The sequence below is a fragment of the Azospirillum argentinense genome (assembly GCF_000632475.1).
GTDB classification, from domain to species: Bacteria; Pseudomonadota; Alphaproteobacteria; order Azospirillales; family Azospirillaceae; genus Azospirillum; species Azospirillum baldaniorum.
Genome location: NZ_CP007795.1, coordinates 890660 through 905166, shown reverse-complemented (window position 1 = coordinate 905166; position 14507 = coordinate 890660). Strand labels below are relative to the sequence as shown.

At 70.9% G+C, this 14507-nt stretch carries 20 protein-coding genes; 9 read left to right on the top strand and 11 right to left on the bottom strand.

Annotated features, from left to right (window positions below; genetic code table 11):
• Window positions 1-14: 14 nt before the first annotated feature.
• Window positions 15-722, bottom strand: a complete 708-nt coding sequence (locus ABAZ39_RS26405) for an extensin-like domain-containing protein (RefSeq protein ID WP_040137063.1) — start codon at window positions 720-722, stop codon at window positions 15-17.
• Between the two features lie 218 nt (window positions 723-940).
• Here ABAZ39_RS26405 and ABAZ39_RS26400 point away from each other — a divergent pair, with 218 nt between their 5' ends.
• The gene (locus ABAZ39_RS26400) at window positions 941-1249 is read left to right on the top strand and encodes a hypothetical protein (protein WP_040137061.1); all 309 of its coding nucleotides are present in this window, start codon (window positions 941-943) and stop codon (window positions 1247-1249) included.
• Window positions 1250-1263: 14 nt separating this feature from the next.
• Here ABAZ39_RS26400 and ABAZ39_RS26395 read toward each other — a convergent pair whose 3' ends face one another.
• The 5 genes from ABAZ39_RS26395 to ABAZ39_RS26375 all read right to left on the bottom strand — a co-directional run bounded on the left by ABAZ39_RS26395 (window position 1264) and on the right by ABAZ39_RS26375 (window position 4045).
• Window positions 1264-1695 carry a hypothetical protein gene (locus tag ABAZ39_RS26395; protein ID WP_051658565.1) on the bottom strand — a complete coding sequence of 144 codons (432 nt, stop codon included), beginning with the start codon at window positions 1693-1695 and terminating at the stop codon, window positions 1264-1266.
• 139 nt (window positions 1696-1834) lie between these two features.
• The gene (locus ABAZ39_RS26390; protein ID WP_014242024.1) at window positions 1835-2170 is read right to left on the bottom strand and encodes a hypothetical protein; all 336 of its coding nucleotides are present in this window, start codon (window positions 2168-2170) and stop codon (window positions 1835-1837) included.
• A gap of 55 nt (window positions 2171-2225) precedes the next feature.
• Complete coding sequence (locus ABAZ39_RS26385; RefSeq protein WP_040137059.1) at window positions 2226-3044, bottom strand: anti-sigma factor family protein; 819 nt, start codon at window positions 3042-3044, stop codon at window positions 2226-2228.
• Window positions 3045-3047: 3 nt separating this feature from the next.
• Window positions 3048-3566 carry a sigma-70 family RNA polymerase sigma factor gene (locus ABAZ39_RS26380; RefSeq protein ID WP_051658564.1) on the bottom strand — a complete coding sequence of 173 codons (519 nt, stop codon included), beginning with the start codon at window positions 3564-3566 and terminating at the stop codon, window positions 3048-3050.
• A 92-nt stretch (window positions 3567-3658) separates the two neighbouring features.
• Window positions 3659-4045 carry a cytochrome c maturation protein CcmE domain-containing protein gene (locus tag ABAZ39_RS26375; protein ID WP_040137057.1) on the bottom strand — a complete coding sequence of 129 codons (387 nt, stop codon included), beginning with the start codon at window positions 4043-4045 and terminating at the stop codon, window positions 3659-3661.
• 185 nt (window positions 4046-4230) lie between these two features.
• Here ABAZ39_RS26375 and ABAZ39_RS26370 point away from each other — a divergent pair, with 185 nt between their 5' ends.
• Complete coding sequence (locus tag ABAZ39_RS26370; protein ID WP_040137056.1) at window positions 4231-4605, top strand: ArsR/SmtB family transcription factor; 375 nt, start codon at window positions 4231-4233, stop codon at window positions 4603-4605.
• A 10-nt stretch (window positions 4606-4615) separates the two neighbouring features.
• Here the strand turns inward: ABAZ39_RS26370 and ABAZ39_RS26365 are convergent, their stop codons facing one another.
• Together ABAZ39_RS26365 and ABAZ39_RS26360 are read right to left on the bottom strand one after the other, a co-directional pair.
• Complete coding sequence (locus tag ABAZ39_RS26365) at window positions 4616-4990, bottom strand: rhodanese-like domain-containing protein (protein ID WP_247881753.1); 375 nt, start codon at window positions 4988-4990, stop codon at window positions 4616-4618.
• A 2-nt stretch (window positions 4991-4992) separates the two neighbouring features.
• A complete protein-coding gene (locus ABAZ39_RS26360) occupies window positions 4993-5388 on the bottom strand; it encodes an efflux RND transporter periplasmic adaptor subunit (protein WP_040137052.1) in 396 nt (131 codons plus the stop codon).
• Window positions 5389-5568: 180 nt separating this feature from the next.
• Here ABAZ39_RS26360 and ABAZ39_RS26355 point away from each other — a divergent pair, with 180 nt between their 5' ends.
• The 3 genes from ABAZ39_RS26355 to ABAZ39_RS26345 all read left to right on the top strand — a co-directional run bounded on the left by ABAZ39_RS26355 (window position 5569) and on the right by ABAZ39_RS26345 (window position 8331).
• Entirely contained in the window at window positions 5569-5772 is a 204-nt protein-coding gene (locus ABAZ39_RS26355) for a YgaP family membrane protein (RefSeq protein ID WP_040137050.1), read from the top strand.
• 104 nt (window positions 5773-5876) lie between these two features.
• A complete protein-coding gene (locus tag ABAZ39_RS26350; RefSeq protein ID WP_081863338.1) occupies window positions 5877-7730 on the top strand; it encodes a sensor histidine kinase in 1854 nt (617 codons plus the stop codon).
• Window positions 7720-8331 (top strand): response regulator transcription factor, encoded by a 612-nt coding sequence (locus ABAZ39_RS26345; RefSeq protein ID WP_040137048.1) that lies wholly within the window; start codon window positions 7720-7722, stop codon window positions 8329-8331. Before ABAZ39_RS26350 ends, ABAZ39_RS26345 begins: the two co-directional genes overlap by 11 nt.
• Window positions 8332-8334: 3 nt before the next feature.
• On the opposite strand, the gene trxC is transcribed toward ABAZ39_RS26345, so the two are convergent.
• Window positions 8335-8784 carry a thioredoxin TrxC gene (trxC, locus tag ABAZ39_RS26340; RefSeq protein ID WP_040137046.1) on the bottom strand — a complete coding sequence of 150 codons (450 nt, stop codon included), beginning with the start codon at window positions 8782-8784 and terminating at the stop codon, window positions 8335-8337.
• A gap of 279 nt (window positions 8785-9063) precedes the next feature.
• Here trxC and ABAZ39_RS26335 point away from each other — a divergent pair, with 279 nt between their 5' ends.
• From ABAZ39_RS26335 to ABAZ39_RS26320, 4 genes are all read left to right on the top strand, one after another.
• Entirely contained in the window at window positions 9064-9654 is a 591-nt protein-coding gene (locus ABAZ39_RS26335; RefSeq protein WP_040137044.1) for a hypothetical protein, read from the top strand.
• 88 nt (window positions 9655-9742) lie between these two features.
• Window positions 9743-10528 carry an SDR family oxidoreductase gene (locus ABAZ39_RS26330; protein WP_040137042.1) on the top strand — a complete coding sequence of 262 codons (786 nt, stop codon included), beginning with the start codon at window positions 9743-9745 and terminating at the stop codon, window positions 10526-10528.
• A gap of 29 nt (window positions 10529-10557) precedes the next feature.
• Window positions 10558-11931, top strand: a complete 1374-nt coding sequence (gene pabB, locus ABAZ39_RS26325) for an aminodeoxychorismate synthase component I (protein ID WP_040137040.1) — start codon at window positions 10558-10560, stop codon at window positions 11929-11931.
• The gene (locus ABAZ39_RS26320; protein ID WP_040137038.1) at window positions 11928-12737 is read left to right on the top strand and encodes an aminotransferase class IV; all 810 of its coding nucleotides are present in this window, start codon (window positions 11928-11930) and stop codon (window positions 12735-12737) included. Before pabB ends, ABAZ39_RS26320 begins: the two co-directional genes overlap by 4 nt.
• A 10-nt stretch (window positions 12738-12747) precedes the next feature.
• Here ABAZ39_RS26320 and ABAZ39_RS26315 read toward each other — a convergent pair whose 3' ends face one another.
• Window positions 12748-13215, bottom strand: coding sequence for a DsrE family protein (locus tag ABAZ39_RS26315; protein ID WP_174439757.1), 468 nt, complete (start codon window positions 13213-13215; stop codon window positions 12748-12750).
• 104 nt (window positions 13216-13319) lie between these two features.
• Complete coding sequence (locus ABAZ39_RS26310; protein WP_040137036.1) at window positions 13320-14405, bottom strand: site-2 protease family protein; 1086 nt, start codon at window positions 14403-14405, stop codon at window positions 13320-13322.
• Window positions 14406-14507: the final 102 nt, after the last annotated feature.

The following is a 14507-nucleotide window of genomic DNA, read 5'->3' as shown; positions in this document are numbered from 1 at the left end:
CCGGCGGCGCAGGCTCAGCGGCAGACGCGGTAGGGGCCCATGTCGAGGTGGAAGTGGTCGCGGTGGGCCTCGTTGTAGTCGGGGCCCAGCACCGCGCGGAAAACCTCGCAGGCACCATCGCGCACCTCGCGTAGGAAGGCGCCTTTACGTCCATCCGCCGGACTCCAGTCGCCGGGCAGGGCGATGGTGGTGCCGTCGGCCAGAGTGAAACCGGCGATGTCGAGGGCGTTGGCGGTGGCGTGCTCGCTGCGGCGCCCCTCCGCCCGGCCGTAGACGTTGCGGCAGGCGTAGCTCCCCAGATGCCGCACCCGCGTCACCCGCTGCCCGAAATGCCGCTGCGCCGCGGGCTGGAGCGTGTGCGTCTCGAACAGCATCCAGGCGGCGGCGAGCGGGCAGGTGACGGTGAAGCCACTGTTGAAGGCCACCGCCGAGCGGCTGACCTGCACCGCGTCGGTCAGGCCGCAGCCCGGACCGGTCTGCCGGTCGGTCACCGGACTGAAGCGCAGGCCCGCGTCGCCCAGAACGGCGTGGCACTGCCGGGGCGCGCCGTCCAGCCGGGACAGCTTGAGGCGGGTCAGCAGGTTCGGCGCCTCCGCGATGTCCAGCGGCGCCCAGGGGGCGTAGCGGGGTGGAACCGTGACCGCGCCCGTTCCCACCATCGCCGCCCCGCCCATGGCGGTCAGAAGCAGCAGGGCCGCCGTCCAGCGCAAGAACCGTCCCATACGTCTGCCGTCACTCCCCATTGCCGTGCCGCAAGGATGAACAGCCGGGATGGTCGCGCGGCCTCCCCGGAATGTATTCCCCCTAATTGCTTATGAACCGGCGGTGGGGGCGGACTGTTGTCCAAGCGGCGGTTCATCCGTTCGTGCAATTGGACGGAGCGTGACTTCCATGCCACAGTTCCAGCGTTACCCTTCGTCACGCGGTGAGGGAGAGTCCGATGTCCGATGCACACGATGAAGTCCTGGCCATGCAGGGCCGGACCGAACGCGCGAATTCCACCATCCCGCTCACCGCTTCCTCCGCGCTGGCCTCCGCCGCCGCGCTGTTCCGGAAGATCGAAACGCCCCCGCCTCCGTCCCCGCCGGCCGAGGAGTGGATCGTCGGCGACGCCGGGGCCTTTGGCATCGGCGCCTACGGTCGCCTGCCCACAGCGGTTCCCGCGGCGTCGGTGGCGCCGGAACTGCTGGCGCGGCGGGAGCTGGCGGCACGGCTCGACGGCGGGATGGCCGAAGACAACGCCGGCTGAGGCGCGATCATCGCTCAGCCGTCCTTGCGGTACAGGGCGACCAGCGCCGTGAGGACGGCGGGATCGTCGTAGCGGCCGAGGAACAGGTCGCCGATGGCCCGGCGCAGCAGGATGCTGATCCGGGCGCGGGCGCGGCCATGAACGGCGCCCTCCAGCCGGCGGCAGCGGTTGCACAGCAGGCGGACCCGCTCGACCGCCGAGCGGGTGATGCGCAGCGCCTCGACGCTGACCAAGATGTCGGTGGTGGCGGCGTATTCGGTGGCCTCCGGCCAGGGCACGCGGCGCCCGCGGCCGTCGCGCCACGTCTCGTCCACCCCGTCGTACCAGCGACCGTCGGGCAGGCAGCGCACGACGACTCCGTCGGGCCGCCCACAGCAGCGGCAGCGCAGGTTTCCCGAGGTTTCCCCCACACGCACCGGGTCGAGATAGGGCGCACGGATCTGCATCCGGCTCCCGGAGCGTGTCTGCCTGCGCCGCATCGGCTGTCCCATTCCCTGGCTTGAAATCCTCATTCGAGGAGAGGTCCCCGGCGGGACGGGGACCATGGCACGGAACGGCCGGTTCCGCGCGTGACTTCTGCGCGGATCAGGCTGCGAAGGGCATCAGGAACAGTGTGACCGAGGCCAGCGTGAAGGCGGCCATGGAGCGGCGCCCCACGGCGACGGCGGCCTCGTCCTGCCCGCTCTCCTCCAGGCGCAGCGCCAGGAAGCCCTGGGCCATGCCCGACGCGAAGGTGATGATGTGGATGATGGCGAGGCCGGGCAGCGCGTCCAGCCCCAGCAGCAGGGTGACCGCGCCCAGCACCATGCCGTTGAAGGCGGCCTGCCGCAGGATCGGTTCCCAATGCTCGCGGGCGACGAAGGTTTCGACCATGTCCAGCGGATGGCCGTTCCGCTCGTCCGGATCGGTGTACAGGCTCATGGCTGGGCTCCACAGGTTCGGTGGGGCTCCGCCCGACAGGGTCTCGGGGCGGTGCTCAGGATCGGCGGATGCTGTCCGCCATCTTCTTGGCGACGGTCAGCAGATCGCCGTCGGCCTTGTTGCCGGTGACGGTGTAGGCGACCAGCCCGGCCCGCCAGTAGACGAGCCGCAGGCTGTCGTGCACCACGGTTTGCAGGGTGCCGTCCTGCGCCGGCTCGCCTGACGCGACGAAGAGGGTCAGCAATTCGCCGTCCGGTTCCCTGTAGAGAAACTGGAGAGCGGTGCCATGGTTCCATGGCACGATGCTGGCCCGGATCAGTGTCAGTTCCGGACCGATGGCGGGAAGCGCCACCGTCATGCCGCGGCCCTCCGGCAGCGGCACCTGGGCGGTCTGCGCCGGGACCGGCGTGGCGTCCATCTGGGGTGGGGCCGGCTGCAGCGTGTTGAGCGCGACGGCCTTGGAATGCGCCTCTGCCGCCTCGTCGGCGAAGGCGGGGACGTCGTCGATCTCGCCGGCCAACTGAGGCCCGGTGCCCGCGCCCGACTGCACCCACACGGTCAGGCTCCACCCCCCCATGACCAGCAGCATGGCGGCGGCCAGCGGGGCGACCCGCCGGGAGAAGCGGTCCATGTCCAGGCGCCAGCGCAGGCGCCCGGCCAAGGTTTCGGTCTCCTGCACCGAAACGGCGGCCATCATGTCCAGGCCCAGCTTCAGCATTTCCTGCTGGTGCCGGTATTCATGCAGCTTGGCGGCCAGGGCCGGGTTGGCGGCCAACTGCGCCTCGAAGGCGGCGCGGCGGCCCGGCTCCATTTCGCCGTCCATGTAGAGATGCAGGTCGGCGTCCTGGTTGAGGCTGATGGGATCACCGCCCATGGCTCACCTCACCGCCCGCAGGGCGGGCTGGGCACGATCCCGGTGCCCCATCTCCACGCGCAGCGCTTCCCGCCCGCGGGCCAGGCGCGACATCAGCGTGCCCAGCGGGATGTCCAGTTGGCGGGCGGCCTCCTGGTAGCTCATCCCCTCAACGGCGACGAGGGTAAGGACGCGGCGCTGCTCGTCCGGAAGGGTGGAGAAGGCCTCAATGGTCCGCATCAGCTCGACATGGTCGGGCTGGTTGGGCGGCATCTGCCCGTAGGTCATTGCCTCGATGGCCGAGGCGCCGCGCGCCCGCACCTGCTCCCGCCGCACCCCGTTGACGTGGACGTTGTGCAGGATGCCGAACAGCCAGGACCGCAGGTCGCCGTTCGGCCGGAAGGTCCGGGAGCCGGAAATGGCGCGCACCAGCGTCTCCTGCACGAGATCCTCCGCGTCGTCGCGGTTGCGCGCCAGCGCGAGGGCGTAGCGGCGCAGGGAGCGCAGTTGATTCGACAGTTGGTCGCGCAGGCTGAACGTCACGTCTCCACCCCGTGGACTGGATTTTCCCGAATTCCTGCTCCGTTTTCGTTTCGGGAGGGCCTTTTAATCCCGGGGCGGGACGCTTTGTGCGGTCAATCGTCGTCGCGGTCGCGGGACGGCCGGTGCAGGGAGCCATCGGCGAGGATGACCTCGCTGGCCAGCAGCCCGCCCTTGTGGGCACGTCCGGTGACGGTGATGGGCGCGCCTTGGGCAATGCCTTGCGGCAGGGCGCCGCGCATCCTGACATCCGTCCGTGCGCTGTCGTCCTGAACGGTCATCCAGTTGACGCCCACCGCGGCGACCGACCCGGAGACGGTGCCGCCCCCGGTCCGCAGCACCTCGGCGACCGGCTGCGGCGAGGCGGCCTGGACCGTGCGGTGCCGCTCGCCGGCGTCGGCGGGGCCGGACAGCAGAAGGGCGGCGAAGGCCGCGGCCAGGACGGGGGTGGCAAGAACGGGGAGGGTGGTGGAAGGGCGCATGATCCTGTCTCCATCGCAAGGGGCGGGAGGTCCGCCCGAACAGGAGGGATCATGGCAGGGCGCGGCTGAGCCTCGCCTGAACGGGGCGTTCAACCGCGGTTCAGGAAGGCTGCTCACAAACCGCTTGATCGGCGGGGGGCGGCCCATAAATTAGATATATCTTATTTGAAGGGCGGATGAGGCCCATGTCGTCCACCGAGCCACCTGCCGAGCCAGTCGTTGAGCCGCCGCTCGACCCCGCCGAGCTGGAAGAGCGGGCAACCGAGGCGGAAACCTTCCTGCGCTCCATCGCCAGCCGCCACCGGCTGATGATCCTGTGCAGCCTGCTGGACGGGGAGATGGCGGTGGGCGACCTCGCGCGGCAGCTCGGCCTGTCGACGTCGAACCTGTCGCAGCATCTTGCCAAGCTGCGGGACGAGGGGCTGGTCGCCACCCGGCGGGACGGCACCTCGATCCACTACCGCATCGGGTCGGACCGGGTGCGTCCGATCCTGCTGGAGCTGTACCGCCAGTTCTGCGTTGGCGCGCGCTGCGTGGCCGATGCGGACCCCAGCCCTTGAAACACTCCTCTCAGCGCTTGACCGGGCCGGACGCGGCCATCCAGGCGGCCATGCCGCCGCTCAGCCGGTGGATGTCTCCGGTGTAGCCGCCGGCCACCATTTTGGCTGAGGCCGGGCCGCAGCGCCGCCCGCTCTGACAATGGAAGACAAGATGCTTGCCCGTCGCGTCGGGCACGTGGGCCGGGTCGAACTGCGACAGCGGCACCAGCGTGGCGCCGGGGATGTGGCCGGCGCGGTGCTCGTGCGGCTCGCGGACATCGACGATCACCGCCGATCCGTCCTTCAGCCAGCCCATGACGGTGGCGGCGTCGACGGTCTTGATCTGGTCGCTCATGGCGTTGGCGCTCCGGTTGAGGCCGAGACGGGAGAGAAGGGTCTTGAGCATGGTCATCCCTGGAAGTTGGAACGGTCGCGACGGTCGGCGGCGTCCCCGCGCAGGACGATGTAGATCGCCGGGATCACCAGCACCGTCAGAAGTGTCGAACGGAACGGCCCGAACAGCACCGCGCGCCAGCGCCGGGGCGCCTGGATGCGCGCGTCCAGCGCGGCGAGTTGGAGCGGCAGTTTGGGGTCGCGCACGGTCGCGATGACCTGCCCGAGGGGCACCTTGTCGCCCTCCGTCACCGTCAGGTCGGCCACCGTGCCGCCGATTCGGGTGCGGGCCAGCGTCTCGCGCATGCTCTCCACCGTGGCGAAGACGGCCTTCAGGTCCTCCACCGGGCGCGGCTGCACGGTCAGGCTGCCGGGCTCGGCCGCCGTCGCGGACAGGGGCAGGAGGACCACAAGCAGGACGAGCAGCGCCTCGCGGGCTGGCGTGTGTGGGAGGAGCGAGCGGGGGCATGGCGGGCCACTTCGGACGGGGGGAACGGAACTCAGTGTGTCTTGACTCTATATATTAGAGATTACTAAATTAGTGGCAACGAATGAAATGACCTTGCCAACCAGCACAGAGGAGACCACACCATGAGCATCGACCGCGTCGTCATGGCTTTCGCCGGAACTATGATCCTGCTGAGCCTCGCCTTGTCCCAGATTCACGGCCCGAACTGGCTGTGGCTGACCGCCTTCGTCGGGGCCAACCTGCTTCAGGCGGCCTTCACCGGCTTCTGTCCGCTGGCGATCGTGCTGAAGCGGATCGGCCTGCGCCCCGGCGTCGCCTTCCCCTGAGCGCATGCGGCCACGCGGATTGAAAGCGGCAGCGTAAGGGTGTATGCGGCGCGTCGGGGGCCGTTCCGGCGGTTCCCCACGTCTTCACCCGTCCGAAGGATGCCATGCGGTTCACGGTCCGCCCGGGTTGCCTGATGCTGGCGCTGCTGGGGGTGCTCTCCGCCGGGCTTCCCGCCCGGTCGGCGGAGCCGCCGATCCGCGTCGGCGTGCTGGCCTACCGTGGTGGCGACCACGCGAACGCCGTCTGGGAACCGACCGTCCGTTATTTGGCGGACCGCTTTCCGCAGCGCGGGGCGGAGATGGTGCCGCTCGACCTGCCGGGCATGGACGCGGCGGTGGCTGCCGGCAGCGTCGATTTCGTGCTGACCAACACCGGCAATTACGTGGAGCTGGAGGCCCGCCACGGCGTCACCCGCATCGCCACGCTCCATTCCTCCCGCTCCGGCGCGTCGGGGGCAGCGGTGGGGTCCGCTCTGATCGTCCGCGCCGGGCGCGACGACATCCGGTCCTTGGCCGACCTCAAGGGAAAGACTGTGATGGCGGTGGACCCCGACGCCTTCGGCGGCTTCCAGGTCGCCTGGGGCGCGATGCTGACGGCCGGGGTCGATCCCTATTCCGACTTGAAGGAGCTGCGCTTCTCCGGGTTCCCCGTGGACCGCGTCGCCTTCGCCGTCCGCGACGGCGCGGTGGACGCCGGCGTGCTGCGCGCCTGCGTGCTGGAGGAGCTGGCCCAGGAAGGCCACCTCGACCGCGCGGGTTTTCAGGTCGTCGGTGCCCGGACGGAGCTGGGGTTCGGCTGCGCCCTGTCCACCGGCCTCTATCCCGACTGGCCGCTCGCCCGGCTGGCCAACACGCCGGAGGATCTGGCGAAGGCGGTGGTGGTCGCGCTGTTCCAGATGCCGGACGGCCATCCGGCGGCGCTGGCCGGCGGCTATGAGGGCTGGACGGTGCCGATGGACTATCAGCCGGTCCACGGGCTGTTCCGCAGCCTGCGCATCGGCCCCTACGAGCATCTGCGCGACGTCACCCTGCTCGACCTCGCGCGCGAGCATTGGCATTGGCTGGCGCTAACGGCGCTGGCCCTGCTGTGGTGGGCGGTCCATTCGCTGCGGGTCGAGCATCTCATCAAGGTGCGCACCGCCGAGCTGCGCGCGGCCAACCGCGAACTGCGCCGCGAGATGGCCGAGCGCCGCCGCGCCGAGGACACCGCGCGGGAACGGCAGAAGGAGATGGACCACGTCGCCCGCCTCTCCATCCTCGGCGAGATGGCCAGCAACATCGCGCATGAGCTGAACCAGCCGCTGGGCGCCATCGCCAATTACGCCCGCGGCTGCACGCGGCGGCTGGAGGCCGGGGTGGGCAGCACCGCTGAGTTCGCCGAAGCCTCCCGCGCCATCGCCGCCCAGGCCGACCGCGCTGGGCAGATCATCGCCCGCATCCGCGACTTCGTGCGCAAGCGTACCGTCCAGCTGGAGCCGGCCGACGTCAACGGCGCAGTGGAAGCGGCGCTGCAGCTCTGCGAGGGGCGCGCGCGCAGCGGCAACATTCCGGTCACCCGCGAACTGGCGCCCGGCCTGCCGCCGGTCCTGGCCGACCGGGTGCAGATTGAGCAGGTCGTCCTGAACCTCGTCAAGAACGCGCTGGACGCTATGGATGATGGGGCGGACGGCGCGGCGTGGGAGGGCAGGGGCGTTACCGTGCGCACCGGCCTGGAAGCGGATGGGCGGGTGGAGATCGCCGTCGCCGACCGCGGGCACGGGCTGTCGGAGGACGCGCGGGCGCGCCTGTTCGATCCCTTCTTTACCACCAAACCCGGCGGCATGGGCCTCGGCCTGTCGATCTGCCGGACCATCGTGGAAAGCCATGGCGGCCATCTCTGGGCCACCGATCATCCGGGCGGGGGCACCGTCGTGCGCTTCGTCCTGCCCGCAGCGGAGGAGAAGGTCAATGCAGGCTGATGCGGCCCGCACCGTCTACGTGGTGGACGACGATCCGGCGATGCGCCACTCGCTGGGCTGGCTGATCGGCTCGCTGGGCGTGGCGGTGGAGTCTTTCGGTTCCGGGGAGGAGTTCCTGCGCGCCATGCGCGCCGACCGGCCGGGCTGCCTCGTCACCGACGTGCGGATGCCGGGGATGAGCGGGCTGGAGTTGCAGGACACGCTGGCCCGCGCCGGCTCCGTCCTGGCCGTCGTGGTCATCACCGGCCACGGCGACGTGCCGATGGCCGCCCGCGCCTTCCGCGCCGGGGCGGTGGACTTCATTGAGAAGCCCTTCAACGACCAGCTCCTCCTCGACCGGGTGCACGAGGCGCTGGAGACGTCCCGGCGGGCGTGGGAGGCGCAGGCGCGCAAAGCCCATGTCCGCGCCCTGCTGGGCCGCCTGACCCCGCGGGAGCGGCAGGTCGCCGATCTGGTGGTGCAGGGCAAGCCGAACAAGGTGATCGCGGCGGAGATCAACCTCAGCCTGAAGACGGTGGAGGTCCACCGCCACAACGTCATGGACAAGCTGGAGGTCGCCTCCGTCTCCGACCTGACCCGGCTGCTTCTGGAAGCGGAATAAAGGTCAGACGGCCGCCATCGCCTGCCGGACCCAGCCGAGCAGGGCGGGCAGCGGCATCGCCCCGGCGGTGCGCGCCACCTCGCGCCCATGGTGGACCAGCACGAGGGTCGGGATGCTCTGCACGCCGAAGCGGGCGGCCAGATCGGGCGCGGCCTCGGTGTCGACCTTGGCGAGGCGTACGTGAGGTTCCAGCTGGCCGGCGGCCTGCTCGAAGACCGGCGCCATCATCCGGCACGGCCCGCACCACTCCGCCCAGAAGTCGATGAGCAGCGGCAGGTCGCTGCGCTCCGCCTGGGCAGTGAAGCGGGCGGCGGTGAGCGGGATCGGCTTGCCCTGGAACAACGGCTGCCCGCAACGGCCGCATTTCCCGACGCCGGGCTGGTCCAGGCGTCCGCGTGGCATGCGGTTCAGAGTGTCGCAGCTTGGGCAGGCGACGTGCAGAAGGTCGGACATGGCGCGGCTTCCCTCCAGGGCGGGCATCCTTATGAGCGTGATCTAATGCAGCGTACGGCCAGCGCAAGAGGCCGGCGTCGCGGGGCAGGGCTGTGGGCGGCGACCCTTTTCTGTGTGGGGGCAACGGAGGACACGACGCAGGGATGTGCGCCTTCGGCATTGCGGTTGGGCGGGCGCTGTTCCTAGAATGCCGGCCCGTGGCCGCTGCCCCGCCGGGAGCGGCCAAGTCCATTTGCCCACGCCTTTCGCCCGCATCCTTCCGCAGAACCGCGATTTCGAATGAAGCCTTCCTTTTCGTCCGCCTCCGCCGCCGGCTGTTCCTCCGTGGACGAGTCCGGCTCCGTCCTGGCGCGCGCGCGGGCTCTGACGGTGGGATGGGGGGCCGGAGCGCGGGCGCTGTCCACGCTGCCCGCCGCCTCGGTCCCGGCGCCCTATCGGGCGCTGCTCGACCACGACCGCGGCATGACCGCCGTCCTGTCGGAGCGGTGGGGCGAGCCGGTGGGCGTGCGGGTGCTGCGCCAGCGGACTGAGCCGGACGGGACGGCGCTGCTGCGCGACATCGTGCTGACCGTCGGGCCGGACGCGTTGCCGGTGGAGCTGGCAAGCATCCGCATCGCGCTCGACGGCTTTCCCACGGCCTTCGCCGAACAGCTTCGCGAGGGGACGGAGCCCTTCGGGCGCCTGCTGGCGCGCAACGGCGTTGCCTTCTCGGTGGAGGTGCTGGGCCTGCTGACCGTGCCCGCCGCCGATGTTTGGGTTGCGGAGGGGCGCGTGTCCCCCGGCGCCACGCTGTACGGGCGCATCGGACGCTTGATGCGGGCGGACGGCTGGACCATCGCGGAAACGGTGGAGTTTCTCCCCCGCGCCTGACGCCTGAAATCTGACGCCGAACGGGGTGCCATCCGGCGGGGCATCTGCTAAATCTGAAAAACCGTCCACGTCCTCCGCATCGGTGACCATGACCGCCCCGCATCTTCCTTATCTGTCGCAGTTCTCGCTGGAAGGACGGGTGGCGCTGGTCACCGGGTCCGGGCGCGGGCTGGGTCTGGAAATCGCCCGCGCCATGGCTGGGTCCGGCGCCCATGTGCTGCTGAACGGGCGCGACGCCGCGCGGCTGGAGCCGCTGGCCGAGGCCATCGCGGCGGCGGGCGGGCGGGCCTCGGTGCTGGCCTTCGACGTGGCCGACCGGGAGGCGGTGCGGGACGCCTTCGCGCGGATCGACCGGGAGCACGGGCGGCTGGACGTGCTGGTCCAGAATGTCGGGCAGCGCAACCGCAAGCCGCTGACCGACTTCGCGGATGAGGAAATCAGCGACCTGCTCAACGTCGATCTGGCCGCCGGTCTGATCCTGGCGCGGGAGGCGGCGCGGCTGATGCTGCCCCAGGGCTTCGGGCGGCTGATCACGGTGACCTCCATCTCCGGGCAGATCGCCCGCGCCAACGACGCGGTCTACGCCGCCGCCAAGGCCGGGCTGGCGGGCATGGTGCGGGCGCTCGCCGCCGAATATGGTGGGAAGGGCCTGACCAGCAACGCCATCGCGCCGGGCTTCTTCGCGACGGAGACCAACGCCGGCATCACCGGCAACCCGGCCCTGTCCGCCTATTTCGAGGGACGCACCCCGATCGGCCGCTGGGGCCGACCGGAGGAGATCGCCGGGGCTGCGGTCTTCCTGGCCTCGCCCGCCGCGTCCTACGTCAATGGGCATGTGTTGGTGGTGGACGGCGGCGCCACCATTCTCATGTGAAGGCCGGTCTTAGAGGAAGCTCCGCCGCCATGCTGGCGATCCCCTTGTCATGCGCCGATCCGGCGGAGGCCTTCCGCGCCCTGTCCGGACAGCCCTGGTCGATGCTGCTCGACAGCGCCGCCCCGCACCCGGCCCACGGCCGCTACAGCTACATCGCGGCGGAGCCCTTCCGCACGCTGGAGTCGCTGGACGGGCGGGCGTATCTCGACGGCCGGCGGGTCGAAGGCGACCCCTTCGCCGTGCTGGCGGAGGAACTGGCGCGCCACGCCCGGCCCGAGGGGCCGCCCGAGGGACTGCTGAAACCGGCACCCTTCTGTGGTGGAGCGGTCGGCTTCATCGGCTACGAGGCGGGGCTGCGGCTGGAGCGCATCCGCTCGCGCCACGCCAACCCCGGCGGCCAGCCGGAGATGGCCTTCGGTTTCTACGACGTGGTGGCCGCCTTCGACCATGCGGAGCGACGCGCTTGGGTGATCGCCGCCCGCCCGGAGGCGGAGGGCCGCGCCCGCGCCCTGGCGGCCCGGCTGGAGGGCGGCGGAGCGTCCCCCCTCGGCCCCGTCCCGACCGCCCCCTGGCGGAGCGAGCTGGAGCGCGACGACTATCTGACACGGGTGGAGCGGGTGCTGGAGTACATCCGGGCTGGAGACATCTATCAGGCCAACTTCACGCAGCGCTTCCTGGCCGAGCGGTGCTGCGGGCTGGACGCCTACGCGCTGTACCGGCGGCTGCGCGCGATCAGCCCGGCGCCCTTCGCCGCCTATCTCGACTGCGGCCCGCGCCTGCGCATCGCCAGCGCCTCGCCGGAGCGCTTCATCCGTCTCAGCGCCGCCGGGGAGGTGGAGACGCGCCCGATCAAGGGCACCCGCCCGCGCTACGCCGACCCCGCCGCGGACGCCGCCGCCGCCGCGGAGCTGGTGGCCAGCGTCAAGGACCGGGCGGAAAACCTGATGATCACCGACCTGCTGCGCAACGACCTTGGTCGGGTGTCGCGGGTGGGCAGCGTCCGGGTGCCGACGCTCTACGGGCTGGAGAGCTTCGCCAGCGTGCATCACCTCGTCTCGGTCGTCACGGCGCGGCTGCGGCCCGGCCTGGGGGCGGTGGACTTGCTGCGGGCGGCGCTGCCCGGCGGCTCGATCACCGGGGCTCCCAAGATCCGCGCCATGCAGATCATCGACGAGCTGGAGGTGGCACGGCGCGGCGCCTATTGCGGCTCCGTCGCCTGGCTCGGCTTCGACGGCGCGATGGACAGCAGCATCGTCATCCGCACCCTGTCGATCACGCCGGATACGGTGATCGCCCAGGCCGGCGGCGGCATCGTTGCCGATTCCGACCCGGCGGACGAGCACGAGGAGATGATGGTCAAGATCCGCGCCCAGCTCCGCGCGCTGGGGGAGGCGTCAACATGACCGTCGTCTGGCTGAACGGGCGCCTGCTGTCGGCGGAAGAGGCACGCATTGACCCGGCGGACCGCGGCTTCACGCTGGGTGACGGGTTGTTCGAGACGATCCGCGTGGCCGGCGGCACAGCCTGCCATCTCGACCGGCATCTCGCCCGGCTGGCGGACAGCGCGGCGCTGCTCGGCCTGCCGCTTCCCCACGACGCGGCGGCGCTGGCCGCCGCCGAAGCGCTGATCGCGGCGCAGGGCTGCGTGGAGGGTGTGCTGCGGATCACGCTGACGCGGGGGACCGGAGCGCGCGGCGTGCTGCCGCCGGTGGATGCCGTGCCGACACTGCTGATGACGCTGGCGCCCGCTCCACCGCCCGCCGGCCCGGTGGAGGCGGTCATCGCCCGTGTCACCCGGCGCAACGAGCATTCGCCGCTGTCGCGCGTGAAGTCGCTGAACTACCTGGACTCCATCCTCGCCCGGCAGGAGGCGGCGACGCGCGGCGCGGGAGAGGCGCTCCTGCTCAACAGCGCGGGCCGTCTGGCCGAATCCAGCGTGGCGAATCTGTTCATCGTCCGGGACGGGCGTCTGCTGACCCCGCCGGTCACCGAGGGCGCGCTGCCGGGCATCCGCCGCGCCCTGATCCTGGAGCGGGGCGATGCCAGTGAGGCGCCGCTTTCCGTCGCTGACCTGCTGGGGGCTGGGGAAGCCTTCCTGACCAACAGCCTTGGCGTACGCCCGCTGCTGCGCGTCGACGGGCAGATCATCGGCGCCGGGACCGTGGGACCGGTGACCGCGGCCCTCCTGAAGGACATCGCGGCGGAGTAAAACGGCCCGGTTACGGGCGGAGGTAGGACCAGCCCTCCTCCTGAAGCTGCATCAGGCGGACGACGCCGGAGGGCACCAGCTTGGCTTCCGGCACCATGGGGACCTCGCCCTGTTCGACGCGGATCATGCCGTTGCGGGTGTTCTCGCAGGCGGAGTAGGTCAGGGTCGGCAGGCTGCCCTTCAGCGACGCCAGCCGGTCCTTCACGGGCGAGCGGTCGGCGCGCAGCATGTGCAGGCCGGGGCCGAAGGTGACCAGCTCGACCTCCACCGTCTCGCCGATGTTCTTGTAATACTCGATGATGTTCTTGACGTTGTTCAGCGCCATGTTCATCAGCGCCGGGTCGTTGCTGCTGACCTGGATGGCGACTCGGTGGACGCCGGGCTGGTCCGCCCCGGCCTTCCGCCCCGCCATGGCGGCGGTCATCCCGGCGAATCCGGCCAGAGCCAGCGCCGCCCGGCGCGTGGAGCGCATCGCCATGTCATCCTCCCTTCCGGTGTGGGGGCATCCGCTGTCCTAGCACAATGACCCCGGCCGCCGCTTGTTCCCGAAGGGAGAGGCCGTGCAACGGAAGGGGGAGGCGGTCAGCGGCGAAGGGCGTGCCGGGCGGCCTGGACCATCATCATCTCCCCCACATTTTCCGGCGTCACCAGCCCGACCAGCCGCCCGTTCCCGTCATCGACGCCGACCGCGGGCAGGCTCTTCTCCTGCATCAGCCGCAGCGCCTCCTCCAGCTTGCCGTGCCGGTGGATCACCGGAATGTCGGGGCGCATCACCTCCAGCACCGGCGTGTCCGGTCCGCGGTCGCGCAGGGCGCGGATCAGGTCGTCGCGGGTCAGCACGCCGCGCAGCGTGCCGGCCCCGTCCACCACGGGAAACTCGTGCTGGGTCGTGCGGATCAGGCATTGCACCGCGTCCTCCAGCACGCCGGAGGGCGGCAACGTCTCGAAGCGGGTGACCATGGCGTCGGACACGACCACGCCGTGGGTGATCTCGCGCATCTGCACCGCGTGCGCCTCCGACGAGGCGCCCAGATAGACGAACAGCGCGATGAACAGCAGCATCGGGTTGCCGAACAGCCCGAGCAGCCCCAGCCCGATGGCCACCGCCTGCCCGATGGAGGCCGCCACCTGGGTGCCGCGGACATAGCCCATGCGGCTCGCCAGCACCGCCCGCAGAACGCGCCCGCCGTCCATGGGGAAGGCGGGGATCAGATTGAACAGGGCTAGGAACAGGTTGACCACGGCCAGCCGGGACAGCACGTCGATGCCGGCGTTCTGCACCTCCGCCGCCCCCGCCGGCACGAAGCCGCCGAGCGCCGCGTAGAGCAAGGCCGCGATCACCAGATTGACCGCCGGCCCGGCCAGCGCCACCACCAGCTCCTGCGACGGCTTCTCCGGTAACCGCTCCAGACGCGCCACCCCGCCGATGGGCAGCAGGGTGATGTCCGGCGTGCGGACGCCGTAGCGCCGGGCGGCGAAGACGTGGCCGAACTCGTGCAGCAGGACGCAGAGGAACAGCAGCGAGAGGAAGACCACCCCCTCCAGCGCCGCCGGCCAGCCGCCCTGCGCGTGGTAGGCGGCGCCGATCCACAGAAGGAACAGGAAGAAGGTGATGTGGATGCGGATCACCGTGCCCTTCACGGTGCCGATGGGGATCGACCAGCTCATCCCGACCTCGCCTCGCGCTGTGACCGTTGCTCGACAGACTCCTTATGTGGTGTCGCGCGGCGTGCGGCGTCATGGGCCTATCGGAAGGAGGGCTGGGGCCGG